22 protein-coding genes are annotated in these 25956 nt (G+C 73.8%); 11 read left to right on the top strand and 11 right to left on the bottom strand.

Annotation, left to right across the window (positions count from 1 at the left end; translation table 11 throughout):
• Positions 1 to 55: 55 nt before the first annotated feature.
• Positions 56 to 2176 (bottom strand): MMPL family transporter, encoded by a 2121-nt coding sequence (locus AB0G14_RS12615; protein WP_357696797.1) that lies wholly within the window; start codon positions 2174 to 2176, stop codon positions 56 to 58.
• A gap of 130 nt (positions 2177 to 2306) precedes the next feature.
• Here AB0G14_RS12615 and AB0G14_RS12620 point away from each other — a divergent pair, with 130 nt between their 5' ends.
• The 7 genes from AB0G14_RS12620 (at position 2307) to AB0G14_RS12650 (ending at position 8922) form a co-directional block, all read left to right on the top strand.
• Positions 2307 to 3620: a sensor histidine kinase gene (locus tag AB0G14_RS12620; protein ID WP_357696623.1), complete on the top strand. Its 1314-nt coding sequence runs from the start codon at positions 2307 to 2309 to the stop codon at positions 3618 to 3620.
• On the top strand, positions 3572 to 4216 hold the full coding sequence (locus tag AB0G14_RS12625; RefSeq protein ID WP_357696625.1) for a response regulator transcription factor: 645 nt from the start codon (positions 3572 to 3574) through the stop codon (positions 4214 to 4216). The genes AB0G14_RS12620 and AB0G14_RS12625 overlap by 49 nt, the downstream gene beginning before the upstream one ends.
• 156 nt (positions 4217 to 4372) lie before the next feature.
• Positions 4373 to 5134 carry a hypothetical protein gene (locus AB0G14_RS12630; protein WP_357696627.1) on the top strand — a complete coding sequence of 254 codons (762 nt, stop codon included), beginning with the start codon at positions 4373 to 4375 and terminating at the stop codon, positions 5132 to 5134.
• A 108-nt stretch (positions 5135 to 5242) separates the two neighbouring features.
• Positions 5243 to 5659, top strand: coding sequence for a GntR family transcriptional regulator (locus AB0G14_RS12635; RefSeq protein WP_357696629.1), 417 nt, complete (start codon positions 5243 to 5245; stop codon positions 5657 to 5659).
• An 11-nt stretch (positions 5660 to 5670) separates the two neighbouring features.
• Complete coding sequence (locus tag AB0G14_RS12640) at positions 5671 to 6561, top strand: ABC transporter ATP-binding protein (RefSeq protein WP_357696631.1); 891 nt, start codon at positions 5671 to 5673, stop codon at positions 6559 to 6561.
• Entirely contained in the window at positions 6558 to 7547 is a 990-nt protein-coding gene (locus AB0G14_RS12645) for an ABC transporter permease subunit (RefSeq protein ID WP_357696633.1), read from the top strand. The genes AB0G14_RS12640 and AB0G14_RS12645 overlap by 4 nt, the downstream gene beginning before the upstream one ends.
• Positions 7548 to 7740: 193 nt before the next feature.
• Positions 7741 to 8922, top strand: coding sequence for a peptidoglycan DD-metalloendopeptidase family protein (locus tag AB0G14_RS12650; protein WP_357696635.1), 1182 nt, complete (start codon positions 7741 to 7743; stop codon positions 8920 to 8922).
• A gap of 320 nt (positions 8923 to 9242) precedes the next feature.
• On the opposite strand, the gene AB0G14_RS12655 is transcribed toward AB0G14_RS12650, so the two are convergent.
• The 6 genes from AB0G14_RS12655 to AB0G14_RS12680 all read right to left on the bottom strand — a co-directional run bounded on the left by AB0G14_RS12655 (position 9243) and on the right by AB0G14_RS12680 (position 16324).
• On the bottom strand, positions 9243 to 11630 hold the full coding sequence (locus AB0G14_RS12655; protein ID WP_357696637.1) for a glycosyl hydrolase: 2388 nt from the start codon (positions 11628 to 11630) through the stop codon (positions 9243 to 9245).
• Positions 11631 to 11765: 135 nt separating this feature from the next.
• A complete protein-coding gene (locus AB0G14_RS12660) occupies positions 11766 to 12233 on the bottom strand; it encodes a hypothetical protein (protein ID WP_357696639.1) in 468 nt (155 codons plus the stop codon).
• Between the two features lie 17 nt (positions 12234 to 12250).
• Positions 12251 to 13132, bottom strand: a complete 882-nt coding sequence (locus tag AB0G14_RS12665) for a sugar ABC transporter permease (RefSeq protein WP_357696641.1) — start codon at positions 13130 to 13132, stop codon at positions 12251 to 12253.
• Positions 13129 to 14139, bottom strand: coding sequence for an ABC transporter ATP-binding protein (locus tag AB0G14_RS12670; protein WP_357696643.1), 1011 nt, complete (start codon positions 14137 to 14139; stop codon positions 13129 to 13131). Before AB0G14_RS12670 ends, AB0G14_RS12665 begins: the two co-directional genes overlap by 4 nt.
• Positions 14136 to 15437: a sugar ABC transporter substrate-binding protein gene (locus tag AB0G14_RS12675; RefSeq protein ID WP_357696645.1), complete on the bottom strand. Its 1302-nt coding sequence runs from the start codon at positions 15435 to 15437 to the stop codon at positions 14136 to 14138. The genes AB0G14_RS12670 and AB0G14_RS12675 overlap by 4 nt, the downstream gene beginning before the upstream one ends.
• Positions 15434 to 16324: a carbohydrate ABC transporter permease gene (locus AB0G14_RS12680; RefSeq protein ID WP_357696647.1), complete on the bottom strand. Its 891-nt coding sequence runs from the start codon at positions 16322 to 16324 to the stop codon at positions 15434 to 15436. The genes AB0G14_RS12675 and AB0G14_RS12680 overlap by 4 nt, the downstream gene beginning before the upstream one ends.
• 242 nt (positions 16325 to 16566) lie before the next feature.
• Between AB0G14_RS12680 and AB0G14_RS12685 the strand changes: the two genes are divergently transcribed.
• Positions 16567 to 18480 carry a Xaa-Pro dipeptidyl-peptidase gene (locus AB0G14_RS12685; RefSeq protein WP_357696649.1) on the top strand — a complete coding sequence of 638 codons (1914 nt, stop codon included), beginning with the start codon at positions 16567 to 16569 and terminating at the stop codon, positions 18478 to 18480.
• 177 nt (positions 18481 to 18657) lie between these two features.
• On the opposite strand, the gene AB0G14_RS12690 is transcribed toward AB0G14_RS12685, so the two are convergent.
• From AB0G14_RS12690 to shbA, 4 genes are all read right to left on the bottom strand, one after another.
• Positions 18658 to 19887 carry a helix-turn-helix domain-containing protein gene (locus AB0G14_RS12690; RefSeq protein ID WP_357696651.1) on the bottom strand — a complete coding sequence of 410 codons (1230 nt, stop codon included), beginning with the start codon at positions 19885 to 19887 and terminating at the stop codon, positions 18658 to 18660.
• Positions 19888 to 20088: 201 nt separating this feature from the next.
• A complete protein-coding gene (locus tag AB0G14_RS12695) occupies positions 20089 to 20547 on the bottom strand; it encodes a hypothetical protein (RefSeq protein WP_357696653.1) in 459 nt (152 codons plus the stop codon).
• A gap of 270 nt (positions 20548 to 20817) precedes the next feature.
• Entirely contained in the window at positions 20818 to 21603 is a 786-nt protein-coding gene (locus AB0G14_RS12700; protein ID WP_357696655.1) for an anti-sigma-D factor RsdA, read from the bottom strand.
• Complete coding sequence (gene shbA / locus AB0G14_RS12705) at positions 21600 to 22178, bottom strand: RNA polymerase sigma factor ShbA (protein WP_357696657.1); 579 nt, start codon at positions 22176 to 22178, stop codon at positions 21600 to 21602. The genes AB0G14_RS12700 and shbA overlap by 4 nt, the downstream gene beginning before the upstream one ends.
• A 162-nt stretch (positions 22179 to 22340) precedes the next feature.
• On the opposite strand from shbA, the gene AB0G14_RS12710 reads away from it, so the two are divergent.
• From AB0G14_RS12710 to AB0G14_RS12720, 3 genes are all read left to right on the top strand, one after another.
• The gene (locus AB0G14_RS12710; RefSeq protein ID WP_357696659.1) at positions 22341 to 22475 is read left to right on the top strand and encodes a hypothetical protein; all 135 of its coding nucleotides are present in this window, start codon (positions 22341 to 22343) and stop codon (positions 22473 to 22475) included.
• 139 nt (positions 22476 to 22614) lie between these two features.
• Entirely contained in the window at positions 22615 to 24147 is a 1533-nt protein-coding gene (locus tag AB0G14_RS12715; RefSeq protein WP_357696661.1) for a pyridoxal-dependent decarboxylase, read from the top strand.
• Positions 24148 to 24667: 520 nt separating this feature from the next.
• A complete protein-coding gene (locus AB0G14_RS12720) occupies positions 24668 to 25903 on the top strand; it encodes an ABC transporter substrate-binding protein (RefSeq protein WP_357696663.1) in 1236 nt (411 codons plus the stop codon).
• The last annotated feature ends 53 nt before the right edge of the window (positions 25904 to 25956 follow it).

The following is a 25956-nucleotide window of genomic DNA, read 5'->3' on the forward strand; positions in this document are numbered from 1 at the left end:
TGGGTACGGCCGGCGCCTGCCCGGTGAGCCCGCCCGGTGGCGGGGCGGCCGGGCGTTACGCCCCCGCCGCAGCCGGCTCGACCGGCTCCGTCCGGACCGGCGGTGACCCTCGCCGCGACAGCACGCCCGGCCACCAGGTGCGGCGGCCGATCTCCAGCGCCAGGGCCGGCACGAGCAGGCTGCGTACGAGGAACGTGTCCAGCAGCACGCCGACGCCGACGATGACGGCCGACTGCACCGACGGCACCAGCGGCAGCACGCTGAGCGCGCCGAAGGTGGCCGCCAGCACCACGCCCGCGCTGGTGATGACGCCGCCGGTGACCGTCAGCGCGTGCAGCACACCCCGGCGGTGCCCGAGCCGGGCCGTCTCCTCCCTGGCCCGGGTGGCCAGGAAGATCGTGTAGTCCACGCCGAGGGCGACCAGGAACAGGAACGTCTGCAGCGGGATCCCCACGAACAGCTTGGGATAGCCCATGGCGTCGAGGATCAGCCCGGCCGCGCCCATCGCGGCGACGTAGGACAGCACCACGCTCGCCAGCAGCAGCAGCGGCGCGACCAGGGCCCGCAGCAGCAGCACCAGGACGGCGAACACCACCGCCAGGATCAGCGGGCCGACGACCCGGTTGTCGCGGCCGACGGTGCGTTCCTCGTCGAGCAGGTACGCGGTGTCCCCGCCGACCAGCGCCTGCGCGTCGGGCACCGCGTGCACGGCGGTGCGGAGCCGGTCGACGGTGTCCAGCGCGGCGTCGCTGTCCGGCGTGTCCGCGAGGACGGCCGCGACGCGTACCCACCGGCCGTCGGGGGAGCGCTGCGGCTCGCCGACCTCGGCCACCCCGGGCACCGCACGGGCGGCGGCCACCACCTGGTCGGCCGTGCCGGCGGTGGCCAGGATCTCGGCGGGCGCCACGGTGCCGCTCGGGTAGTGCGCGGCGATCATCCGCTGGCCCGTGATCGAGCCGACCTCGGTGGTGAACGACTGGTCCCCCGGCATGCCGATGCTGAGATTGCCGATGCCGAAGCTGAGGGCGACCAGCGCCGCGGCCGTGCCCAGCCACACCACGCGCGGGCGGCGACCGACGACGCCGGCGACCCGGCGCCACAGCTCGTGCCCGGACGCCTCGTCGTCGACGACCGCGTCGGGGGTGTGACGGGGCACGAACGGCCAGAACAGCCAGCGCCCGAAGATGACCAGCACGGCCGGCAGGAGCGTGGTCATGGCGAGGAACGCCGCGGCGATGCCGACCGCGCCGACCGGTCCCAGGCCCCGGGTGGCCGGCAGCTGCGCGGCGAGCAGGCACAGCAGGCCGACCGCGACGGTCGCCGCCGAGGCGCAGATCGCGCCGATCGACCTACGCAGCGCCACGGCCATCGCCGCGTGCCGGTCGGCGTGCCGGCGCAGTTCCTCCCGGTACCGGGCGATGAGCAGCAGGGCGTAGTCCACGCCGACGCCGAAGACCAGCACGGTGAGGATGCTCTGGCTCTGGAAGTCGACCGCCAGGCCGCCGTACTCGGCCAGCAGGTAGACGACCGCGCTGGCGAGCTGGTTGGCCAGCGCGACCGTGAGGAGCGGGATCAGCCACAGGACCGGGCTGCGGTACGTGAGGAGCAGCAGCAGCGCGACGGTGCCCGCGGTCGCCAGCAGCAGGGCGGTGTCCATCCCGGCGAACGCGTCGAAGACGTCCTCGGTGGCGCCGGCCTCGCCGGTGAGCGCGGTGCGCAGCCCGTCGGGGGCGTCGGCGGCCAGCCGGTCCCTGATGTCGGCCACCGCGTCGGCCCGCTGCTCGTCGTCGCCGGCGACCGGGAAGGACACCAACACCGCCTTGCCGTCCTCGCTCGGGACCGGGGGCGGCACCTGGCCGCCGTCGGCGTACGCGGCGTACGCGGCCCGGTCGCCGTCGACCTTCGCGCGGTCGGCCTCGGTGAGCCCGCTCTCGCGCACGTAGACGGCGACCGCGAGGGGCGCCTGGGAGTCGGGGAACGCCGCCTCCGCCCGCTGCACCGCGCGGCTGGCCTCCACGGAGGCGGGCAGCGCCCCGAGGGTGTCGTTGTTCTGCACCTCGGTCAGCTTGATCGCCAGCGGTCCGGCCACCGCGACGAGGACGAGCCAGAAGACGAGCATCGCGTACTTGGTGCGTCGGCCGGACGGTAGGCCGGCCAGTCGTTGCCGCCGGGACATGTCGGGTCTCTCCTGCCTGGTTGTGGTCACGCCTTGATCCTTCGACCGGAGGGGGGTGAGGGCAGGGGTGCCAGGTCCCGAACGTGGGTGGTGCTAGCACCACCGATTCCGGTGGGACAGGTGCCGGAGAATGGGCGCCGTGGACAGCTCCGTACGCGCGTTCGTCAGGCAGTCGGTCCGGCCCGGCGCGCTCGCCGCCGTGCAGGGCCTGGCCGTGGCCCTGCTCAGCCTGACCACCAACGCGGCGCTGTTCGTGCTGTCGGTGGTCTCGCTCGCGCTCATCCCGGCCCTCGGCATCGGGTTCGCGCTGTTCCCCGCGGTCACCGTGCTGGTGCGGTGGTCGACCGGGCTGCAACGCCGGGTGGCCGGGTGGCACGGGATGCCGATCGCCTCGCCGTACCCGCCGGCGCCCGAGGGCGCCCGGCTCGGCACCTGGCGGCGGTTCCGCTGGGTGGTCGGTGACCCGGCGACCTGGCGGGACTTCGCCTGGCTGATGCCGGGCATGGTGACCGGCGGGGCTTGCCTGCTGGCGTTCGTCCTGCCGGTGTACGGGCTGGAGGGCGTCCTGCTGCTGCCCGTGGTCCTGTTCCTCACCGTCGACTGGTACGGCTACGGCGTGTTCTGGCCGATGGACAACCTCGTGCAGGCGGTGCTGTCCGTACCCCAGGGATGGTTGTTCCTGTTCGCCGGCCTGGTGGTCGCGCCGTGGTTGGTGTGGCTGCACTTCCGCTTCGCCGGGTTCTTCCTGGCCCCGACCCGGGCGCAGGAGTTGGCGCTGCGGGTCCGGCAGCTCTCCGCCACCCGGGCCGACACGGTCGACACCCAGGCCGCGGAGCTGCGCCGGATCGAGCGCGACCTGCACGACGGGGCGCAGGCCCGGCTCGTCGCGCTGCGCATGAGCATCGGCCTGGCCGAGAAGCTGATGGCCGACGACCCGGCCGCGGCGCAGCGGCTGCTCACCGAGGCGCAGGAGACCAGCGGCCGCGCCCTGGTCGAGCTGCGCGACCTGGTCCGCGGCATCTACCCGCCGGTGCTGGCCGAACGCGGACTCGACGGCGCCGTGCGGGCGCTCGCGTTGGCCGTGCCGCTGCCCGTGGAGCTCGACGTCGCGCTGCCCGGCAGCCCGCCGGCCGCGGTCGAGTCGGCGGCCTACTTCGCGGTGGCCGAGGCGCTGACCAACGTCACCAAGCACAGCGGCGCGGCGCGGGCGTGGATCCGGCTGGCGCACCGCGACGGTCGGTTGACCATGGTGGTCGGCGACGACGGCCGGGGCGGCGCGACGCCGGACTCCGGGACCGGCCTGTCGGGCGTGCAACGCCGTCTGGCAGCCTTCGATGGCACGATGACCGTGACGAGTCCGCCCGGCGGACCGACTGTCGTGACCATGGAGCTGCCGTGCGAGTTGTCATCGCGGAGGATCTCGCCCTCCTCCGGGACGGGCTGACGCGCATCCTCGACGCGTTCGGCTGCCAGGTGGTCGAGGCCGTCGCCGACGGGCCGTCCGTGCTGCCGGCGCTGGTCCGGCACCACCCGGACGTCGCGGTCGTCGACGTGCGCCTGCCGCCGACCTTCACCGACGAGGGGCTCCAGGCGGCGTTGCAGGCCCGGACCCGGCTGCCGGGCCTGCCGATCCTCGTGCTCTCCCAGCATGTCGAGCAGTTGTACGCCCGCGAGCTGCTCGCCGACCGTGGCGGGGGAGTGGGCTACCTGCTCAAGGACCGCGTGTCCAACGTCGACCAGTTCGTCGACGCGGTGCGCCGGGTGGCCGGCGGTGGCATGGTGATGGACCCGGAGGTCGTCTCCCAGCTCCTCGCCCGCAACGCGACGGCACAGCCGTTGCGGGAACTCACCGCGCGGGAGCGGGAGGTGCTGGGCCTGATGGCGGAGGGCCGGTCGAACGCGGCGATCGCCGGGCGGCTGTTCGTCACCGAGAAGGCGGTCAGCAAGCACATCAACAACATCTTCAGCAAGCTGGGGCTGCCGCCGTCGGACGACGACAACCGCCGGGTGCTGGCGGTCCTCGCGTACCTGCACGGGTGAGGTCGTTGCGTGGCTGGCCGGCCTGGCCGGCGCCGCGGTCGGGCCGCGGGCCGCGCACCCCGGGCCGCTGCCGCTGGCCCGGCTGACCGTCCGCGCGGATCGCCGAAGGCGTGCCGCAGCTCGGCCCTTCGTCCCGGTACTTGTTAGGTTCGGTTCGTGATCGACAAGGGCGCGGCGGTCGAGTGGGTGATCGCGCACGGTGACGAGTCCGACGGGCACCGACTGGCGACGGTGCTGACCGGGGTGTGGCCGACGCCGTTGGACGTGGCGGACGCGTTGTTCGCCGACCAGTCTCCCGAGGGCGGTTTCCCGGCACCCTGGTCGGCTGGCGCCCCCTCCGTGGCGGCGACGTGCGAACGGAACGCCCGGATAATCGAGTTGGACCTGCGGTGCGACTCCCGGGTGGACCGTTGCGCCGACTGGCTCGCCGCGTTGGTCGCGCCGGACGGCACGGTGCGCTCCGCCGTGGACGCCGGGCACCTGCCGGCGCAGGACCCGCTCTACCTGCCCGCCTACGTCGGCTGGTGCCTGGCGGTCCTGGACCGGCCCGAGGCGGCCGGGCGGGCCGCCCGGGCGGTGCGCGACGCCGTGGAAGCCTCAGGCGCCTGGCCGTCGTGCCTGACCACCACCTGGCTCGCCGCCGCCCTGCTGTGGGCGGTGGGGCTGCGCGAGGAGGCGGACCAGGGACTGGACGTCCTGGCGCGGCGGCTGCTCGACGCGCCGCCGGCCGACGTCGCCCGCGCCGGATGCGCACTGCACACGGCGTTGCTGCCCCCGGACTATCCCGTGTTCCGCGCCGTGGTCCGGCGGCTCACCGCGACCCAGCGCCCGGACGGCTCGTGGCCGGTCGACGGTCCTCTTTCCGAGCAGGTGGCGGTCGCCATCACCGCGATAGGCGCCGTCGCCGGCCTGGTCTGACATCCGCCCCCGCCGGAAGGGGCGCGCACGTCGACGAAGGGGGGCTCCCATCGGCGCCAACTTGTTCTATAGTCCTACTGTCGTAAGACAACAGGGGAGGCGCGGCGGGTGATCGAGTTCGTGCTGGACGGCCGGTCGAAGGTGAACACCTACATGCAGCTCGTGCAGCAGGTGAAACAGGCCCTGCGGGTGGGGCTGCTGGTCCCCGGGGACCAGTTGCCCAAGGTCCGCGACGTCGCGCAGTCGCTGGCCATCAATCCCAACACGGTGCTGAAGGCGTACCGCGAGCTGGAGATCGAGGGCCTCGCGGAGGGGCGGCCGGGCGTCGGCACCTTCGTCAGGCGCAGCCTCGCCGGAGCGTCCCTGCCCAACCAGGCCGAACTGCGGGCGGACCTGGTGGCCTGGCTGCACCGCGCACAGGCGGCCGAACTGACGCCCGAGGACATCATCGCCCTGGTGGAGACGACCATGCGGGCCACGCTCCCGGTCGAAGCCCCGCCGCAGAACGCCACGTCGGCAGGATGAGAGGACACGCCATGGAGGCCGTGCTGGAGACCGACCAGCTGGGCAAACGGTACGGGAGACACTGGGCGCTGCGGGACTGCTCGTTCCGCCTGCCGGCCGGGCGGATCGCCGCCCTGGTCGGGCCCAACGGGGCGGGCAAGAGCACGCTGCTGCACCTGGCGGTGGGCCTGCTGCGGCCCGATGCCGGGGCGGTGCGGCTGTTCGGCGAGCCCCCCTACGACAACCCGGCAGCGTTGGCCGACATCGGCTTCGTCGCCCAGGACACGCCGCTGTACCGGGACTTCACCGCGGCCGAGCTGATCACGGCGGGCGACAGGCTGAACCGCCGCTGGGACGCGGCGATGGCGCGTACCCGCCTGGCGGATCTCGGCATCCCGCCGAACAAGCCGGTCGGCAAGCTCTCCGGCGGGCAGCGGGCCCAGGTCGCGCTCGCCCTCGCCCTGGCCAAGCGACCCCGGCTACTGCTGCTCGACGAGCCCGTGGCCAGCCTCGACCCGCTCGCCCGGCGGGAGTTCCTGCAGACCCTGATGGGCAGCGTGGCCGACGCCGGCACCACCGTGCTGCTCTCCTCGCACCTGCTGGCGGACGTGGAACGGGTCTGCGACCACCTGATCGTGCTGAACGCCGCCCAGGTCCGGCTCGCCGGCGCGGTCGAGGACCTGGTCGCCGCGCACCGGCGCCTGATCGGCCCCCGGCACGGCGGCGAACCGATCCCGGGCGTCGCCGACGTCGTGCGGGCGAGCCACACCGACCGGCAGTCGACCCTGCTGGTGCGCGCCGACGGGCCCGTCGCCGACCCGCGGTGGAGCGTGCGGGAGGTGTCCCTGGAGGACGTCATCCTGGCCTACCTCGCCGACGGCGACACGCAGGCCAGCCACGAGGAATGGGGGGTGCCGGCATGATCTGGCTGACCTGGCGGCAACACCGCAGGGACGCGCTGTTCGCCCTGGGCGGGCTCGCGGTCCTCGGCGCGTTCATGATCATCAGTGGCCTGGCGATGCGCGACGCCTTCGACGACTACGGCCTGCCGGAGTGCGTCACCGCGGGCGACCCGGGCCCGACGCCGGGGCTCGGCGAGACCTGCGACCGGGCCTTCAACCAGTTCCACGACCAGTTCGGCACGCTGAGCCTGGCGGGCATCCTCTTCCTCGTGCTGCCGCTGCTGGTCGGTCTGTTCTGGGGTGCCCCGCTGATCGCCCGCGAGGTCGAGCAGGGCACCCACCGGTTCGTCTGGACCCAGGGCGTCAGCCGGCAACGCTGGGCGCTGGTCAAGTTCGGGTTCGTGGGTGCCGCCGCGCTGCTCGTCTCCGTCGCCTACGGGCTGGGCATGTCCTGGTGGCTGACCCCGCTCAACCAGGGCTGGCGGCAGAGCCGGTTCGACGCGTTCTTCTTCGACATGCAGGGCGTGGTGCCGATCGGGTACACCCTCTTCGCGGTCGCGCTGGGCGTCTTCGCCGGCACCGTCTGGCCCCGGGCGCTGCCCGCCATGGCCGGCACGCTGGTCGGTTTCCTCGGCCTGCGCGTCGCCGTGGCCGTGCTGGCCAGGCCCCGCTACCTGCCCGCCCGCGAGCTGACCTACCCGGTGCAGGGCTCCACCGACGAGCTCGCCATCAGGGGACGCGACTGGATCCTCTCCAACGGCGTCCACGACGCCAACGGCAAACTCGTCGCACCCAACGCCCAGGTGATCTGCCCGTCCGGTGCCACGGGCCCCGACGGGCGGGCCTGCGGCGCCGACCTGGGCCTCGGGCCGGGCGCCTACAACTGGTGGCTCTACCAGCCCGAGAGCCGGTTCTGGCTGTTCCAGGGCATCGAGGCCGGCATCTTCGTCGCGCTCGCGGCGCTGCTGCTCCTCCTGGCCGTCCGCCGCATCCGCCGCATCGCCTGACCACCCGCCGGCTGCCCGGCCCGGGCATCCGGACGTCCGCCGGCCGCGCCTCGCCGACGCGGCCGGCGGCCTTGGCGGCGGGCGGGCCGAAACATACCTTCATTGCCAGCGTGTCAACATGTAGACAATATTCTTGGTTCTGTCTATCGTCAGCACCACTTAGCGATGTCCTTCGATTTGAAAGAGGTCGTCAATGGTGCACATCAGACGATGGGCCGGCGTCGCCACGGCTCTCCTGGCGACGGAACTCCTGGTCGCGGGCACCGCTGCGCACGCCGCCGCACCCACGCCGGACCCCGCCCGGGCGAGCGTCGAGCAGGCCGTGACCGCCAAGCTGCTCGGGCAGGCCCGGGTCGCCGGCGAGGCACCCGTCGAGGCAGCCGACACGCGGATCACCGTCACCCGCAAGAGCGGCCGCTGGGCCTTCGGCACCGCCGTTGCCGTCACCTCCAACGAGGAGGACATCCACCCGACCGGCGCGATCTTCATCGCCCACGCCGAGGCCGGCGGGTGGCAGGTGAGCTTCGACGGCGAGGCGGAGTTCGGCGAGTTGGCCGCCGAGTCGCCCCTGGTGAACAAGCAGGAGAAGGAGGTCTTCACCCGCACTCCGGGCACGATGTACGCGGGCGGCGACTACCGGACCGGCATGGCCCTGCCGTTCGCGGTCGGCCAGACCTGGACGCTGACCAGCGGTCCGCACGGCTGGGGCGGCTACGAGTCGCCGTACAGCTCGATCGACCTGGCCGGCGGCGACGAGGTGGTCCGCGCGGCCCGTGGCGGCACGGCGTACACGATGTGCCGGGGCTGGATCCGGGTGATCCACGACCGCGGCTACTCCACCGACTACTACCACCTGTGGAGCAGCATCTCGGTCAACGGCGCCGCCGTCGGCCAGGGTGCGTACCTGGGCTACACGGGCACCGACGTCACCTGCGGCGGGGCCGCGTACGGCCGGCACGTCCACTTCGGGCTGCGGCAGAACAGCGCGTACGTGCCCATCGCCGGCCACGGCCTCGGCAAGTGGGTGTTCGAAAACGGCGCCTCGGCCTACCAGGGCGGCGCGCGGCACGGCTCGACCTGGCGGGGCGCCGGTAGCGCGATCTACAACTACGGCGCGCTGGGCTTCAACCAGGCGGTCGTCGACGCCAACGGCGGGGGCTCGCTGACCAAGCGGTCCGGCCCCGGTACCGGCTACGCCGCGCTCGGCTCGGTGGGTGACGGCGCGACGGTCACCATCTCCTGCTCCGCCAACGGCACCAGCCACACCGGCCGGTACGGCACCACGTCGCTGTGGAACCGGCTCAGCGACGGCACCTGGGTCTCCGACGCCTACCTGTGGACCGGCGTGAACGGCGCGGTCAACGGCTGGTGTTGACCGGCCCCCGCCGAGCGTCGACGCAGCGGCCCCCGCCGGAGACGGTGGGGGCCGCTGCGTCGAACCGTGCGACGGCGCTCGCGCACAACGTGGCTCTCGAACCGGATCAGTACTTCACCGATCCACCCGGGCGGGGCTACCTGTCGACCGGCCGGTCGCCGGCACTGCTGCACCTGGCGTGCTTGAGGCGGGCCAGGGCCGGTAGCGGCGGTCAGCAGCGCCACGACCTCGGCCGCCCGGTCCGCGCCACCCGGCCCCGTGACGGGCAGGGGCGGGGGTGGACGGGCTGCCGCCCGCCACCCCCGCCCCTGTTCAGCGGGTCACGCCGCGCGGCACGAGGCGAGCACGCCGACCACCCCGACGCCCGGCTCGGGCAGCGGCAGCCGGGTCGACGCCGCCGGGCACCGCGGCACGGTGAGGTCGTGGACGCCCCGGCCGAACGTCGCCGCGGTGAGCTGCCGGGTCGGCTCGTGGTAGCGCAGGTACATCACGGCCGCCGCCGGCAGTTCCCCGCCGAGGGAGGCCCACTCGCCGCCGTTCCACGCCGACACGAACACCCCCACGTCGGTGCCGACCAGCAACAGGCCGTCGGCGGTCGGCACCACCGAGTTGACCGGCGCGTCGGGCAGCCCCCGGCCGATGTCCGTCCAGGTGCGGCCGCCGTCGCGCGTCATCATGACGTGCGCGCGGTCGCTGCCGGAGCGGAACGCGGAGAACGTGGCGTAGGCGATGTTCGCGTCCGTGGGATGCGCCGCCACCCGGGTCACCCACGTGCCCGGCAGTTGCGCGGGGTCGACCTGGGTCCAGGTGCCCCCGAGGTCGTCGGTCCACCACAGCCTGCCGTCGTCCGTGCCGACGTAGAGCTTGTCGCCGTCGGTGGGGGCCGCCGCGATCGTGGTGATCGTGCCCCACGGGTAGCCCGACGGGTCGTTCGGCCCGCCGCCGGTGAGGTCCGGGCTGATCGCCGTCCAGGTGCGGCCGTTGTCCGTCGACCGGTTGACGACGTTGCCCGCGTAGTACATGACGTCCGGGTCGCTCGGGTCGAACTGCAGCGGGGTGAGCCAGTTGCGCCGGTCCGAGGTGGTCTGGCCGGGGCCGATGGACTGGCGCGGCGCGGCGCCGGCGTTCTCCGAGCGGTAGCAGGAGCCGTACTGGCTGCAGCCGAAGACGATGTTCGGGTTCTCCGGGTGGATGATCACCTGGAGGCCGTCGCCGCAGCCGATGGCGTTCCACGGGCCGCCCACGCCGTTGTAGCCGCGGTTGCAGCCGTTGTCCTGGGCGCCGCCGACCTTCAGCGCCGGGTCGGTCTGCGCGACGTCCACGGTGTAGAACTGGGTGTACGGCTCGTACGTGGACTTGACCCAGCCGCTCACCCCGTTGTCGTCGGAGCGGTAGAAGCCGCCGTCGTTGCCGAGGTAGGCCCGGCCCGGCACCTTGGGATCCCAGCGCAGCACGTGCTGGTCGGCGTGCACGCCGCCGACGTTGCCGAAGCTCTGCCCGCCGTCGGTCGAGCGGCGCAGGTTCACCCCGGTGAGGAACACGTGGTCGGAGTCGGCCGGGTCGACGAACAGCTTGCCGAACCACCAGCTGAAGGTGGACTGGGACGCCTGGTTGGCGTTGACCGGGGTCTGCGTCCAGGTGTCGCCGCCGTCGTCGGAGCGGTAGAACGCGCGGAACGGGCCGAGGGCGGTGCCGACGTACGCGTACAGCCGGTCCGGGTTGCTCGGGGCGAGTGCGAGACCCCAGCGGCCCTGGTCGGCGTCGGTGGGCAGCCCGGTGGTCATCCGCTCCCACGTCCGTCCGCCGTCGTCGGAGCGCCACAGGCTGGAGCCGGGCCCGCCGTAGGTGCGCTGGTGCGGCTCGCGCAGGTGGTCCCACATCGCCGCGTACACCCGGTTCGGGTTCTCGGGGTCGACGAGGACCTCGGTGGCGCCGGTGGTCGCGTTCGGCGGGGCGAGGGCCTGCCGCCAGGTGTCGCCGCCGTCCTCGGAGAGGTAGACGCCCCGCTCGCCGCCCGGCACGAACAGGTTGCCGGCGGCCGCGGCGAAGATCCGGTCCTGGTTGCCCGGGTCGATGGCGAACCGGGCGATGGCGTGGCTGTTCTCCAGGCCGACGCGCTGCCACGTCCGGCCCCGGTCCCGCGACCGGTAGACACCGTCGCCGCCGAAGGTGATCGAGCCGCCGCCCGGCTGCGCCTCGCCCGTTCCGGCGAAGAGCACCCCGTCGGTGGTCATCGCGACCGCGCCCATGCTGTGCGTCCCGCCGTCGGGCCAGGCGGCCTCGAAGGTGGCGCCCGCGTCGGCGGAGCGCCAGATGCCGCCGGAGGCGGCGGCGATGAAGATCTGGTCGGCGACCTGCGGATCGACGGCGATGTCGACCACCCGGCCGCCGATGTTGCTCGGGCCGAAGAAGCGCCACTGCTCCCCGGCGAGGTCGCGGTAGGCGCTGCGGGTACGGGCGGCGAGCTGGTTCGCCTCGCCGCGGGCCTTCGCGTACTTGGCGACGGACAGGTCCGTGCTGCCGTCGCTGAGCCGCTGGGCGGTCATCCACTCGGCGGGCAGCTCCATCGGCCCGGTGGGGCTGCTGGTGGCCAGCGACTCCTCGCCGCGGGCCGACGGTGCCGAGGTCGTCAACGCGGCCGCCGTCAGCAGCGCCAGGGCTGCTGCCACCGGCAGGACGCGCCTACCTCGGACGAGGGTGGGACTCATGCGGATCTCCCGTCCATGTGCGGGTGCGACCGGAATCCGGTCGTGCGTCGCACGGTAGACAGCACGGTGAGCGGCGTCACCCGGCAACTGTTGGGATTCCGGCCGTCGGGTTAGGACAGCTGTCGAGCGCCGTCACTATCCGCTCTGGAACTCCGGCAGTCCCGCGTCCTCCGAGTCCGGTCCCACCACCGCGGTCAGCGTGGTGCCGTCGGCGCAGAGCGCGCCGGCCCGCAGGTACATCCGCCGCTGCTGCGCCCGGGCCAGCACCTCGGCCTCGAAGACCTCGTCCTCGACGCGCAGCAGCTCGATGTCGGTGCGGCCCTCGTAGTGGGCGCGTACGTCCAGCGGGGTCATCCGGACGGTGGCCTCGACCGTCGTCAGGGCCCCCTGCTCCACCACCGAGGTGACGCGCGCGCCGTCGGGCAGCACCAGGCCGGTGACCCGGGCGTCGACCTCCGGCTCGGTGTCCAGCGGCACCCGGTCGCAACTGGGCAGGTTCGCCAGCATCCCCGGGCCCCGCCCGGTCGCCTGCGGGGCGTCCGTCCCGCCGCAGGCGACGAGCAGCGGGATCGTGGCGGCGACCGCGAACACCCGGAGTCTCACCGCAGCAGGATGCCACCTCACCGCAGCACCCGCCAGCGTCGCACCATCAGCAGCAGGGCGGTGATGATGGCGGCCGTGAGCGCCATCAGCACCGTCGAGATGAGCGCGCCGTACGCGAAGCCGGAGAACTCGAAGGCCTGGTCGAAGATGTAGACGGGCAGGTAGAGCGTGGCGTTGGCGGGCCGGCCGTCGGTGAGCACGTACGCCGGGACGAAGTTCACCTGGAGGGTGAGGATCGTGTCCCGGACCGCCAGCAGCACCAGCACGGGAGCCAGCAGCGGCAGCGTGAGCCGGCGCAGCTGGCCGAACGGGCCGCAGCCCTCCAGCGCCGCCGCCTCGTACAGCCGGCCGTCGAGCATCCGGCGGGCGGCGAGGACGACGACGAAGCCCTCGCCGATCGGGAACGCCAGCATCAGCACCACCGCCACCCGGGCGGTGGTCGGGTCCGACAGCCAGGTGAAGCCGGGATGGCCGAACAGCCCGAGCACCTGGTTGAGCGGGCCGTAGAGCGGGTTGAGCACCCACAGGAACAGCACGGCCAGGGCGACGTCGGGGACGACCGTCGGCAGGTAGACCGCGACCCGGAACCACCGCCCGCCCGGCCGGGGCGCGGCGAGCAGCAGGCCGAGCCCCACGGCGGCGAGCAGCCGGACCGGCACGGCCAGCGCCACGTGCGTCAGGGACGCCTGCACGCTGTCGAGCAGGAAACCGTCGGCCAGCATCCGGCGTACGTTGGCCAGGCCCACGAACTGCGGGTCCCGGGTCAGCCCGGTGTGGTCGGTGAACGCGTACCCGACGTTGAGCAGCGTGGGCAGGGCGACCAGCAGCGCGACCGACACGGCGTACGGGGCGAGGAACGCCCAGGCGGTGAGCTGCCGGCCGGCCCGGACCGCCTTCACCGGCGCCGCCCGGTGGCGGTGTCGAAGCGGTGGACACGGTCCGGGTCGGGGCGCAGCCGCACCGGGTCGCCCGGCCGTACGCCCGGCCGCGGGCCGGTCCGCACGATCAGGCGGGTGCCGTCGGGGCACCGGGTCAGCAGGACGGCCTCGCTGCCGAGCGCCTCCACCGCCTCGACGGTCGCCTCGACCGGGCCCTCGGCGTCGAGCGCCAGGTCCTCCGGCCGTACGCCGAGGGTCACGCCCGGCCGGCCGCCCAGCGCGCCGCCGCCGGGCACCAGGTTCATCGGCGGGCTGCCGAGGAAGCCGGCCACGAAGGTGTCGGCGGGCTCGTCGTAGACCTGCTGCGGCGGCCCGACCTGCCGGACCCGGCCGCCGTCGAGGACGACCACCCGGTCGCCGAGGGTCATCGCCTCGGCCTGGTCGTGCGTGACGTGGACGGTCGTCGTGCCGAGGTCACGGTGCAGGGCGAGCAGATCGGCCCGGGTGGCGAAGCGTAACGGCGCGTCCAGGCTGGCCAGCGGCTCGTCGAGCAGGTAGACGCTGGGCTCGCGCAGCAGGGCGCGGGCCAGGGCGACGCGCTGGCGCTGCCCGCCGGACATCTCGTCGGGGTGCCGGTCGAGCAGTTCGGCGATCCCCAGCCGCTCGGCCGCGGCGCGGGCCCGCCGCTCGGCCTCGGCGCGGGGGACCCGGCGCACCCGCAGGCCGAACGTCAGGTTGCCCAGCGCGGTGAGGTGCGGGTAGAGGGCGTAGTCCTGGAAGACCATCGCCACGGCCCGCCGGTGCGGCGGCACCAGTGCGACGTCCCGGCCGTCGACCACGACCCGGCCGCGATCCGGCCGGTCCAGCCCGGCGATCAGCCGCAGGACGGTGGACTTCCCGGAGCCCGACGGCCCGACCAGGGTGATCATCTCACCGGCCCGCACGTCCAGGTCGATCCCGTCGACGGCGGTCGTCCGCCCGTACGACTTGGTCAGCGCCTCCAGCCGGATGGCCCCGCGTCCGGTCACCCGCCCGCTCCCGCCGGCAGGGCGAACAACGGCCGGCTCTGCTCCTCCAGCCGGCGCAGCCCCTCCTCGCGTCCGACCCGGCCGTAGAAGACCTCCGCCAGCAGGGTGCCCGCCTCGCGTTCCACCCGGGACCAGGCGGCGGTGCGTGGGGTGGCGCGCAGGTGCGGCGCGGCGTCGAGGTAGACCCGCGACGACTTCGGTGGCTCGGCCGGGTCGAGGAACGCCGGGGAGTTGGCGACGTCGAGCCGGGACGGCACGGTGCGGCCGGACTCGGCGAGGATCCGCTGGCCGGCCGGGCCCATCGCGAACTCGATGAACCGCCACGCGTCGTCGTGGTCGGGCAGGCCGGCGCCCATGCAGTAGGCGTCGCTGTGCAGGATCGACGCGGGCACGCCGCCCGGCGCGACCGGCAGCGGCGCCACGTCCCAGGTGAAGCCGTCGATGGTACGCAGCGTCGGCACGGCCACCCGGCTGTTGAGGTACATGCCCAGGGTGCCGCGCAGGAACCGGGCCTCGCTCGACTCGCTCTGCTCCTCGGCGTCGGGCGGCACGACGTGGTGCGTGAGTTGCAGGTCGAGGAACCAGTCGACGGCCCTGCGGGTGGCCGGGTCCCGGGTGAGGGTCAGGGTGGTGGGGCGGGTCGGGTCGTCGACGAGTTCGCCGCGGTTGGACCAGACGAACGGCGCGAGCCGGGGCACGGAGGGCTCCACGCCCACCCCGTAGCGGCCGTCGCGGGTCAGCGCGCGGGCGGCGCCCAGGAAGTCGTCCCAGGTCCAGCCGGCCTTCGGCAGCGGCACGCCGGCGGCGGCGAACAGGTCGGCGTTGTAGTAGACGACCAGCGAGGAGAGGTTCTGCGGCAGGCAGGTCAGGGCCTTGCCGTCGAAGCGGAAGGCGTCCAGCGCCTGGGGGCTGAAGTCGCTCTCCTTGAGCACGGTGCTGCGCTCCAGGTAGGACTGCGCCGGCTCGATCGCTCCCTGCGCGGCGAACTGACCGTAGCGGCGGTAGTTGAGCAGGAACACGTCCGGCGGCCTGCCGCCGGCGAACGAGGTGGTCAGCCGGGCCATCAGCTCGTCCTGGCCGGCGACCGGGGAGAGGTTGACGTCGACGTCGCGGTGGGCCTCCTCGAACGCGGCCACCATGCGGCGGTAGCCGGCGACCTCCTCGGCGTCGCCGAACAGCACGACGGTGATGCCCGACGCCTCGTCGGGGCGGTCACCGCCGCCGCAGCCGGCGGCGTAGCCGGCCAGCAGGGCGGCCATGACCAGGGCCGTCCACCGTCGTGCCCGGGTGATCGTCAACTGCGTCCTCCAGATCTGAGTGCGGCCAGGGGGTCGTCGTCCAGCAGGATCCGTTGGGCCAGCAGGAACACCAGTACGCACGGGACGGTGGCGACCACGCAGCCCGCCATCAGCAGCGGCCAGTCCGTGGGGTTCAACAGTCGCAGGAACTGCAGGCCGAGCGGGTAGGTGTACCGGTCGCCGCTGTGCAGGTACAGCAGCGGGTCGATGAAGTTGGCCCAGTGGAACGTGAAGGCCAGCACGGCCACCGCGAGGGTTGCCGGGCGCACCTGGGGCATCGCGACGCGCCGCCAGACCGTCAGCCACCCGGCGCCCTCCAGGCGGGCCGCCTGGAGCTGGGTCTCCGGCACCCCGCCGAAGCTCCAGGCGTAGAGCAGCACCAGGAACGGGCTGCCGGCGAGCACCGCCGGGGCCAGCAGCGGGACGTACGTGTCGACCACGCCAGCCAGGCGGAACAGCTCGAAGCGGGTCGCCCAGACGGCGGTGGCCGGGACGAGCAGCACCGCCAGCAGGCCGAGGACCACCCGCCGACGGGCCGTCGGCGCGAGCAGCCGCAGCCCGAAACCGGTCAGCGACGCCACGGCGACGGTCAACGGCACGGCGAGCGCCACGACCAGCGCCGAGTTCGCCAGGTAGCGGAACAGCGGGATCAGCTCGGGCAGTCGGGCGTAGGCGGCCACCGTCGGCTCGGGCGGGAGGAGTTCGAGGGTACGCGGCGGGGGCAGGCCGGCGGGGCGCAGCGAGCCGACCACCATGAACCACAGCGGGGCGGCGAACAGCGCCGCGAACAGGGCCGGTACCACGAAACGCCCGATGATCCGCGGGATCGTGGCGCGACCCGACAACCGCACGTCGCCGAACCTATGGCCGGCGCGCCGTCCGGTCATCGGGCACCTGTTGGAATCGCGTGCCGCCGCCTCCTACGCCTGTCGTACGCCGGCGGCGGGCGGCGGGGGCCGGGGTGCCTGCGACAGACGTAGGAGCCGGGGACGCGCACCTGCCACACGTGTCCGATGACCGGCCGCGTTCCCATTCGTACGCTTCGATCAAGCTGTTGGCCCGGCGACCTCCTGGTCCTCCCGCCGGAGCGCGGCGGGCCGACGGCGGGTGCCGGAACGGGAGGAGCGCGATGCGAACCACGAGAACCTGGTGGCGGGCGGCGGTGGTGGTCGTGGCGACCGTGGCCGTCGGCCTGCCGGCGGCCACCGCGACGGCGCGGCCCGCCGCGGAGAGCCTCGGGCCGGTCGTCGAGGGCGGGGTCACCCAGCCGGTGTTCGGCTACGGCGACGCGATCCGCGAGCGGGTCTTCGTCACCTCCGACGTCGACACCGACGCGGACGGCGCGCGCGACGTCGTCGCGATGGACATCATCCGGCCCCGGGTCGGCGACGACGGGCTGCGCGTGCCGGTGGTGATGGACGCCAGCCCCTACTACTCGACGGTGTGCCGGGGCAACGAGGGGGAGTGCAAGGCCGACCTCGACGGCGACGGCCTCAACGACCGCTGGCCGCTGTACTACGACAACTACTTCGTCCCGCGCGGGTACGCGGTGGTGCTGCTCGACATGATCGGCACCAACAACTCGACCGGCTGCCCGGTCACCGGCGGCCGCGCCGACAACGTCAGCGCGCCGACGGCGATCGACTGGCTCAACGGCCGCCGCCCCGGCCGGGACGCCGCCGGCCGCGCCGTCGTCGCCGACTGGCACAACGGCCGGACCGGAATGATCGGCAAGTCGTACGACGGCACGCTGGCCAACGCGGCCGCCGCCGGCGGGGTGGACGGGCTGGCCACCATCGTGCCGATCTCGGCCATCTCCAGCTGGTACGACTACTCGCGCAGCAACGGCCTGGTCACCCGGGCCAACAACTACTCGGGCAGCCTCGCCAACACCGTCACCGACCCCGACCGCAGGGCGCACTGCGCGCCGGTGCGGGACCGGCTCGGCGACGGCGTCGACGACGTCACCGGCGACTACAACGACTTCTGGGCCGAGCGGGACTACGTCCCGCACGCCGGCCAGGTGCGCGCCAGCGTCTTCGTCGTGCACGGCCTCAACGACAACAACGTCCGGCCGGACCACTTCAGCACCTGGTGGAACGCCCTCGCGGCGCACGACGTCCCCCGCAAGCTCTGGCTGACCGGCACCGGCCACGTCGACCCGTTCGACTTCCGCCGGGCGAAGTGGGTGGACACGCTGCACCGGTGGTTCGACTACTGGCTGCACGGCATCGACAACGGCATCATGGCCGAGCCCGCGGTCGACGTCGAACGCGCACCGGACGTCTGGGAGTCCCACCCCACCTGGCCGCTGCCGGGCGCCCACCCGACCCAGGTGTTCCTGCGGCCCGGTGTCGACGGCGCGGCCGGGGGCCTGTCGGTGGGTCCGCACCCCGGCAACGCCTCGGCAACGTTCCAGGACACGCCCTCGATGAGCCAGACCAACGCCATCCGGCACCCGTCGGATCCGCTGGCGAACACGGAGAACCGGCTGGTGTTCCTGTCCGAGCCGCTGCGGGCGCCGCTGCACGTCTCCGGCTCGCCCGTGGTGAAGATCAACGCGTCGGTCGACGGCACGGACACCAGCTTGGCCGGCCTGCTCGTCGACTACGGGACGCGGCCGAGGTTCAGCACCTCCGGCGACGGCATCCGTACGCTGGCCGGGGAGGACTGCTGGGGCGGCGAGGCCACCTGGGGCGGGCACGCGGAGGAGGCCTGCTACCGGCAGACGGAGAAGACCGTGGCCAGCAACCCGCAGGAACTGGTCACCAAGGGCATCCTCGACGGCCTCAACCTGGCCTCGCCGACCGTGTCGACACCGCTGGTGCCCGGTGCCAGGAATGCCGTCGACGTGCGGCTGCTCCCCGAGGACTACGTCTTCGACACCGGTCACCAGATCGGCGTGGTCCTGCTCGGCTCGTACTCGGGCTACAGCAGCCGGGCGAAGCAGAACCGCGCCGACATCACCGTGCACTTCGACCGCAGCCGGATCGAGTTGCCCGTCGTCGGCGGCCGGCCGGCGGCGGTGCGGGCCGGCCTGTAGGAGGCCCGGGGACGGGACGCGCGGTGCGCCGGGCGTTCCGTCCCGCCCGTCGCCACCGGTCCGCGTCCCGGCGGGCCGCTCGCCGCTCGGCCTCATCCCTCCGGCGGGCCTCAGCCCTCCGCCTGGCCTCAGCCCTCCGCCTGGCCCCAGCTCGGCCTCGGCGCCCGCCGGGCGGCCTCAGCCCTCCGGCCGGTAGTGGCCGGTGAGTCGGCCCAGCTTCAGCGCCAGGTGCAGGCAGAGTCGCTCGTTGCCGTCCTTCAGGTCGGTCTCGGCGAGTTCCTCGATCCGCTGCAGCCGGTAGTAGAGCGTGGTGCGGTGCAGCCGCAGCTGCTCGGCGGTGGCGTGGGCGTTGCCGGCCAGGTCCAGATAGCGTTCCAGGGTGTCGAGCAGCACGGGGTTCGCCTGCTCGCGGAGCAGCCGCTCCAGCCCCGGGTGCACGTCGGCGATGTCGAGGTGCCGGTCGTCCAGCCGCGACAGCACCCGGTAGATGCCCAGGCCGGACCAGGAGACCACGCGGCCCAGGGCGGGCAGCCGGACGCCCACCCGGGCGGACTGCAGTGCCTCCGCGTACGATCCGACGGCGTCGGCCAGGCCCGGGCGCGCCTGCCCGACGCCGACGACGGTGCGCTCGACCGAGGCGAGCCCACGGATCGCCTGCTGGAGGTTGTCGTCCAGGAGTTTGGCGGCGACCTCGGGGGAGGGGCGGCCGGCCCCCCGGTCGCCGCAGAGCAGCAGCACGCCGTGGTCGTCGCGCACCACGTGCAGCGCCTCCCGGGTGCCGATCCAGCGCCGGGTGCTGACCAGCGCCTGCTCCAGCGCGATGCGGGCCGTCTCGTCGGGTGCCTGGCCGCCGGGCGTGACGAGCTGCGCGACGAGGGCGGTCGCCGGCCCGTCCCCGACGATGAGCCCGGCCTCCCGCAGCGCCCGCACCGACCGGTCACGGGTCGTCTCGCTGTCGGACAGCAGCGTGCGCGCCGCCTCCGTCTCGCGTCGGGAGGCCAGCTCCCCGAGCAGGTTCTCCCGGTAGAGCGCCAGCGACAGCTCGCTCACCAGCCCGGTGGCCTCGATGTCCGCGCCCGTCATGGTGCCGTCCGGGTCGATGAACCACACGAAGCCCAGGAGCAGGTCGTGGTGCCGGACGGGCACGCAGACCCGGGGCAGGAGGTCGAGTTCCGCCGACGGCGGCGTGCGCACCGGCTCCCGGGCCTCCAGGATGCCGACGTCGCGGAACCAGGCCATCACCTCGGGCGTGGTCTGCCGGCGCAGGATCGACGCCTTGCGGACGTCGTCCATCAACCCGGTGTGTTCGCTGTAGGCGACCAGGCGCTGACGCCGGTCCTCGATCAACGCCGGACGCCCGACGTGGGCGGCGAGGGCGTCGACGATGCGCTGCAGCTCACCCTGCATGTGTCCCTCCGGTCGCCCGACCTGCGCCACCGGTGACCCGCACGGGCGTGCGGTCTGTCCGTGGTCTTTCCGTGCTGCCTCGGATCGTTCCTCCCCGACCGGAGTCGATCAAGATCTGACCAGCTCGTCAATAGGTGAGCGCGGTCGGCGGCCCCTGGCGTTACAACGGCAGGCCGTGCGGCGTCTCGGCGGCGGTGTCGATCACCTCGCGCAGGTGCTGCCCCCGGTCCGCGGACCGGGCGAGGAGCGCCGCCGCGTCGGCCTGGCCGCCGAGCAGGACCGTCCGTCGGGGACTTGCGGCCGGCGCGGCCGATCGGGCGCGGGCTCGGGGTGTCCGGAGCGGGGATGCCCGCGGACGAAGGCCAGTGCGTCGGTCACCGAGGCGGTGGCAGCCGCCTCCCCGTGCCCCACCAGCGCGTGCAGCGGCGCGAACGGCGGACGCGGCCGGCCGGGCGGCGCGTCGGCGACGAAGACCGCCCACAGTCGATCACCCGTGTGGCTCCACGCCGAAACCTGGACCACCTCCCGCTGCACGTCCCCCACCCGGAACGGACCCTCGGACGACACGCTGCAGTCCCAGTCGGCCTCGTCGATCGCGCCGACCACCGCCCGGAACAGGCCGGGCAGCCGGGGGGCGGGGTCAGGGTGCGGGTCAGGCAACAACGGGATCCCCCATCCTCGGTAGTGCGCAGTGATCGAGGGCCGCCGTCGAACGAGGGCGCTCCCATGTTGTTGTCGGCACGGCGCCGCGATTCGTAACAGCGTTCCGGTATGACGAATCACACAGCGAGAACCGGGTCGCTTCCCTTGCTGTTTCGGGAGATCGACGTCAATGTGCGCGCTGACCGGAGCCCGCCATCCCGGCCGCTGCCCCGACAATGATGCAGCCGGCGCGGGGCGAGCGACCGCGACCGCCGCTCGGCCCGGCACCTAGCCCAGGATGCGGCCGTTGGGGAGAGGCGGCTTGGGCAGGGGCGGGCGCGCGGGCGGACCCGGGTCCGGCCGCAGCGTGGGCGACCCCGGCAAAGGGACGACGAGGCCGGGGGTGGGGGATCCGTCGGGCGTGGGTTTCTCGGGCTGCGACGGGGCGGGCCTGGCGGGCGTCGCCGGCCCCGCGCCATCCGAGGGCGGCGGGGGCGAGGCGCCCGTCGACGGTGCGCCGGGCGTCGCCACCGGATCGAGCAGCGAGTGTTGCAGGAGGTCGAGTTCCGCGGCCAGCCGGCGGGCGGCGGCCGGGTCGTCGATCGCGGTGAGCTCCGTCCGCGCCTCCGCGAGCAGTGCCCGGGCCTCGTCTAGCCGACCTGCGGTGGCGGCGGTGCGGGCGCGCTGGATGGTGTGTTCGACGAGCCGTACGTCCGCCTGTTCCGGATAGAGCACCCTGGTCAGGGACCACAGGGGGCTGCTCGGCCCGGCGTGCCTGCTGCCCACTCCGAGCCCGGTGGAGATGGCGGCGACCGCGATGACGCCGGCGGCGAGACGCAGCACCCCCCGGCCGAGCGGCGCCGGCCGGGCCTTCCTCATCGGCACGGGTTCCGTGGCGGGCCTGAGGGCGTGGTGGCCGTCGACGAGCTCGTCCCGCCAGACGGCCAGCATCGCGGCGAGGTCGTCGCGCGCCGGTCCCGGCCCGCCGCGACCGAGCGCGTCGAGCAGCTCGTCGTCCCGGGCGATCGTCGCCAGGTCCAGCTCCTCGCCGCCGTCGCGGGTCTGCTCGCTCATGCCGCCACCTCGTCGAGTGTGTCGCCTGCCAGGGTACGGAGGCGGGCGAGGGCCCTCGACTGGGTCACTCGGACGGCGGCGGCGGACATGCCGACGACGGTGCCGACCTCCTCGGCGGAGAGGCCGACCGCCACCCGGAGGACGACGATCTCCCGCTGCACGTCGGGCAGGCGGTCGAGCAGCACTGACAGTCGGCGGGCGAGGTCGGTGGCCACGGCCTGCTGCTCCGGCCCGGGCTCCGCGGCGGGCCGGTCGAGAGGCGTGTCGGTCACCGTGACGGAGGCGGCCCGTACGGCCGCGCGCTGTGCGTCGGCCACCTTGTGCCCCGCGATGGCGTAGACGAACGCCGCGAAGGGCATGCCCTGCTCCCGGTAGCGGGGCAGCGCCCGCAGCACCGCGAGGCAGATCTCCTGGGCGACGTCGTCGGCGGTCACGTACGCGCCACCGATCCGGCCCAGCCGCGCGCGGCAGTAACGCACCAACCCCGGACGGACGTCGCTGAGCAACGTCGCGACGGCTGCCCGGTCGCCCTCGGCGGCCCGGCGGACGAGCTCGGGCTCGATCGTTGTCGTCATCGCGTCGCGGAACACCTTCGTTACCAGCCGATTACGGGCACGCTATCGAGCCCGGCCCCGTTTGCCTAGCGCACGTTCCGTGCCCGACGCCCGTCGGAAAGTAGTTGCTGCGGTCGGGTCGGTCGCGGCGATGTCCCCAGTAGGCAGTCACGGGAGGCAACCGTGGGCGTCGAGGTGACGGTACAGGGGCTGACGAAGTCCTTCGGAGGTCAGCCGGTCTGGTCCGGCATCAGCCTGACGCTGCCCGCCGGAGAGACATCGTTGCTGCTCGGCCCGTCCGGCACCGGCAAGTGGTGACCGCCAGCGCGCACCGGATCGAGCTGCTGGTCTACCTGAACCAGTGCCGGCGCAGCGCCGACCGGGGCAGCCGGTTCGGCGTCGGGACGGGCCACCGCACCGGAATTGGCCGGCGCGGCCGCCGGTGCCGGGTGACAGGGTGGGGCCACCCGAGGTGCGCGGCCCGCGCCGGCCGCCGACCGGCCCGGCGACGACCGGTGAGGAGGCCACCACCGTGACCGATCCGCTGCGCGACGGCGACGCCGACGCCGTGCTGCGCCAGGTGTACGAAGCCGCCGCCCCCTACCTGTCGTCCCTGCCGGACCGGCTGGTGCACGACCCGGGCACCGAGCCGCTGCTGCGCGAGCTGTGGTGGCCGGCCGGCGACGGCGAGCTGCCGGAGCGGGGCGAGGGCGCCGCCGCCGCGGTGCGCCGGCTGCTGCGGGTCGGCACGGCCGCCGCCACGCACTCGGCCGGGCCACGGTTCTTCCACTTCATCATCGGCGGGGTGACCCCGGCGGCGCTGGCCGGCGACTGGACCGCCGCGCTGCTGGACCAGAACGCCGCGTTCCGCGCCTCGTCCCCGCTCGCCGCCGAGACGGAGACGATCGCGCTGACCTGGCTGCGGGAGCTGTTCGGCCTGCCGGAGCGGTTCGGCGGTGCGCTGGTCGCCAGCGCCACCTTCGCCAACGTCACCGGGCTCGCCGCGGCCACCCACTGGTGGGCCGAACGGCACGGGGTGGACGTGGCGGCGCGGGGGCTGGCCGGGCTGCCCCGGATGCCGGTGCTCTCCGGCGGGTACGTGCACGCCAGCGACCGCAAGGCCCTGCAACTGCTCGGGCACGGGCGGGACTCGGTCGAGGTGCTCGCCCGCGACGGCGTGGGCCGGGTCGACCTCGTCGCGCTGGAGCGCCGGCTCGCCGAGATCGACGCCCCGGCGGTGCTGATCGCCAGCGCGGGTGAGGTGAACGCCGGTGACTTCGACCCGGTGGCGGAGCTGGCCGACATCGCCGAGCGGCACGGCGCCTGGCTGCACGTCGACGGCGCGTTCGGCATCTTCGCCGCCCTGTCCCCGCGCACCCGTCACCTGGTGGACGGGATCGAGCGGGCCGACTCGATCGCCGGCGACGGCCACAAGTGGCTCAACGTGCCCTACGAGAGCGGGTTCGCGTTCCTGAAGGACCCGGCGCGGCTGCCGGCGGCGTTCGGCATGCCCGGCGCGGCGTACCTGCCGGGGGAGCACAGCGCGCTGCCGTCACCGTCCGGCGGGCCGGACTACGCGCTGCTCGGGCCGGAGTCGTCGCGCCGGGCCCGGTCGCTGCCGATCTGGGCGACCCTGGCCGCGTACGGCCGGGACGGGCACCGGGCGATGGTGGAGCGGCACCTCGACCTGGCGCAGCGGCTGGCCGGTCTGGTCGACGAGGCGCCGGAGCTTCAGCGGCTCGCCGACGTGTCGCTGAACATCGTCTGCTTCCGCGCCAACCCGCCCGGCATGCCCGGGGAGGCCCTCGACGACCTCAACCGGCGGCTGGGCGCCGCGCTGCTGGCGGACGGCCGGGTCTACGCCGGCACCACCCTGTACGACGGGCGGGTGGCGCTGCGGCCGGCGATCGTCAACTGGCGCACCACCGAGGGCGACATCGACCTGCTCGTCGATGTGGTCCGTGAGCTGACGGCCAAGCTGACGGGCTGACCGGAAGGGGCCGCCGTCACGGCCCCGCCACGTTCACGCGCGGCGCGCTGACCGGTGCCGCCGTCCCCGAGCGCCAGGACAGGTCCGCCCCAACCGGACCGTAGCCGCACGGCACCGGCCCGATTGTCAGCGGCCGGGGCGGACCTGTCCCGGCGCGTCAGCGGGCGCCGATTGCCCGTGCGGCAGGCGAGGTCCGGACCCCACCGCCCGGCAGGCCGTCGCGCCCGTCTCGGCCGTGCGCCCCCCAGCCCCACAGCGTCACGGACCGAGATGTCCGGCGCGTTGCGCGCTCTTGACGGTGGGGTTCCCCGGCTGGACCGGACGTCGCGCGGGCACACCGGTCACCCCATCCCGCATACAAATCCCGGTCCTGGTCGCCGAAAAGAGGGCTATATGCGAGGGATATCCTTTAATATTGCATACGATTCACTTGACAGTGTGGTCAAGCTCGCATTTCATGGAGGCCCGCGTACCTGTGGGTCCCGCCGGGGCTCGGCGTGTGGAGCTAGGAGCTGTCGCGATGGTGAAGAAGGCGCTAGTCGGCCTGACAGCGGTTGCGCTGCTGGCCGGTTGTGGTAGCGGCGCGGCGAAGGGCGAGACCGCCGCCGACGGGGTCAAGCAGGGCAACGGGGTCACCGACAGCGAGATCAGGGTGGCGCTGCTCAACGACTTCTCCGGGCCGATCGCCGCGCTCGGCAACGCCGCCGCGGTCGGCGCCGAGGTCTACTTCGACACGGTGAACGCCGCGGGCGGCATCTGCGGACGCAAGGTCGTCGCCGTGCGGGAGGACACCAAGTACGACCCGAAGGTGACGGTCCAGGCCTACCGCGCGGTGTCCGACGACGTCGTCGCCATCACCCAGTTGCTCGGCGCCGCCTCGATCAACGCGATCAAGGCCGACATCGCCCGGGACAACGTCATGACCCTGCCCGCGACCCAGACCGGCTCGATGATGACGCTGGAGGACATCTTCCTGTTCCTCCCGCCGTACCAGATCGAGAACATCAACGGCATCGTCTGGGCCGCGCAGAACGTGCCGGCCTCCGGCGCGAAGCTCAAGCTCGGCGTGGTCAACCCGGCCGACGCCTACGGCGAGGAGTTCCACGCCGCGGCCAGGTACGCGGTGGCCAGCCTGCCCAACGTCGAACTGGTCGCCTCCGCCACGTACACCAACACCGACGAGGACTTCACCGCACAGGTGAACAAGCTCAGGAACGCCGGCGCCGAGGCCGTCTTCCTCAACACCACGCCCAAGCAGACCGCCGGCCTGGTCGGTCAGGCCGCCCAGTTCGGGTACGAGCCGACGTGGATCGGGCAGGGCGGCACCTGGGCCGCCTCGCTCGCCAAGCCGCTCGGCGGCCTCACCGAGCGCTACCGCGTGGTCAACAGCGTCGCCGCCCTCGGCGAGGACACCGCGGGCGTGAAGAAGCTCGAGGAGGCGCTGGCGAAGTACGCCGCCGACGAGACCCCCGACAACATGATGGTCACCGGCTGGGTCACCGGCGCGGTCACCGGCGCGGCCCTGGCGAAGGCCTGCGCGAACAAGGACCTCACCCCCGAGGGTGTCGTCGCCGCGATGGAGAACCTCGAGGTCGACCTCGAGGGCGTCGGGCCGAAGCTCAACATGGGCGACGGCCGGTCCCCGGTCTCCCGCGAGTCCCGGGTGAACCGGATCGACCCGAAGACCGGTGGCCTGACGCCGATCACCGACTGGGCCGCCAGCCAGCCGGCCACGACCTGGTCGCTCGGCAAGTAGGTCCCGTTCCCGGGCGGGCAGCCCGCGCCGACGGACACACCGGATGAGAGAGG

Source organism: Micromonospora sp. NPDC023814 (genome assembly GCF_040639595.1).
Taxonomy (GTDB): domain Bacteria; phylum Actinomycetota; class Actinomycetes; order Mycobacteriales; family Micromonosporaceae; genus Micromonospora.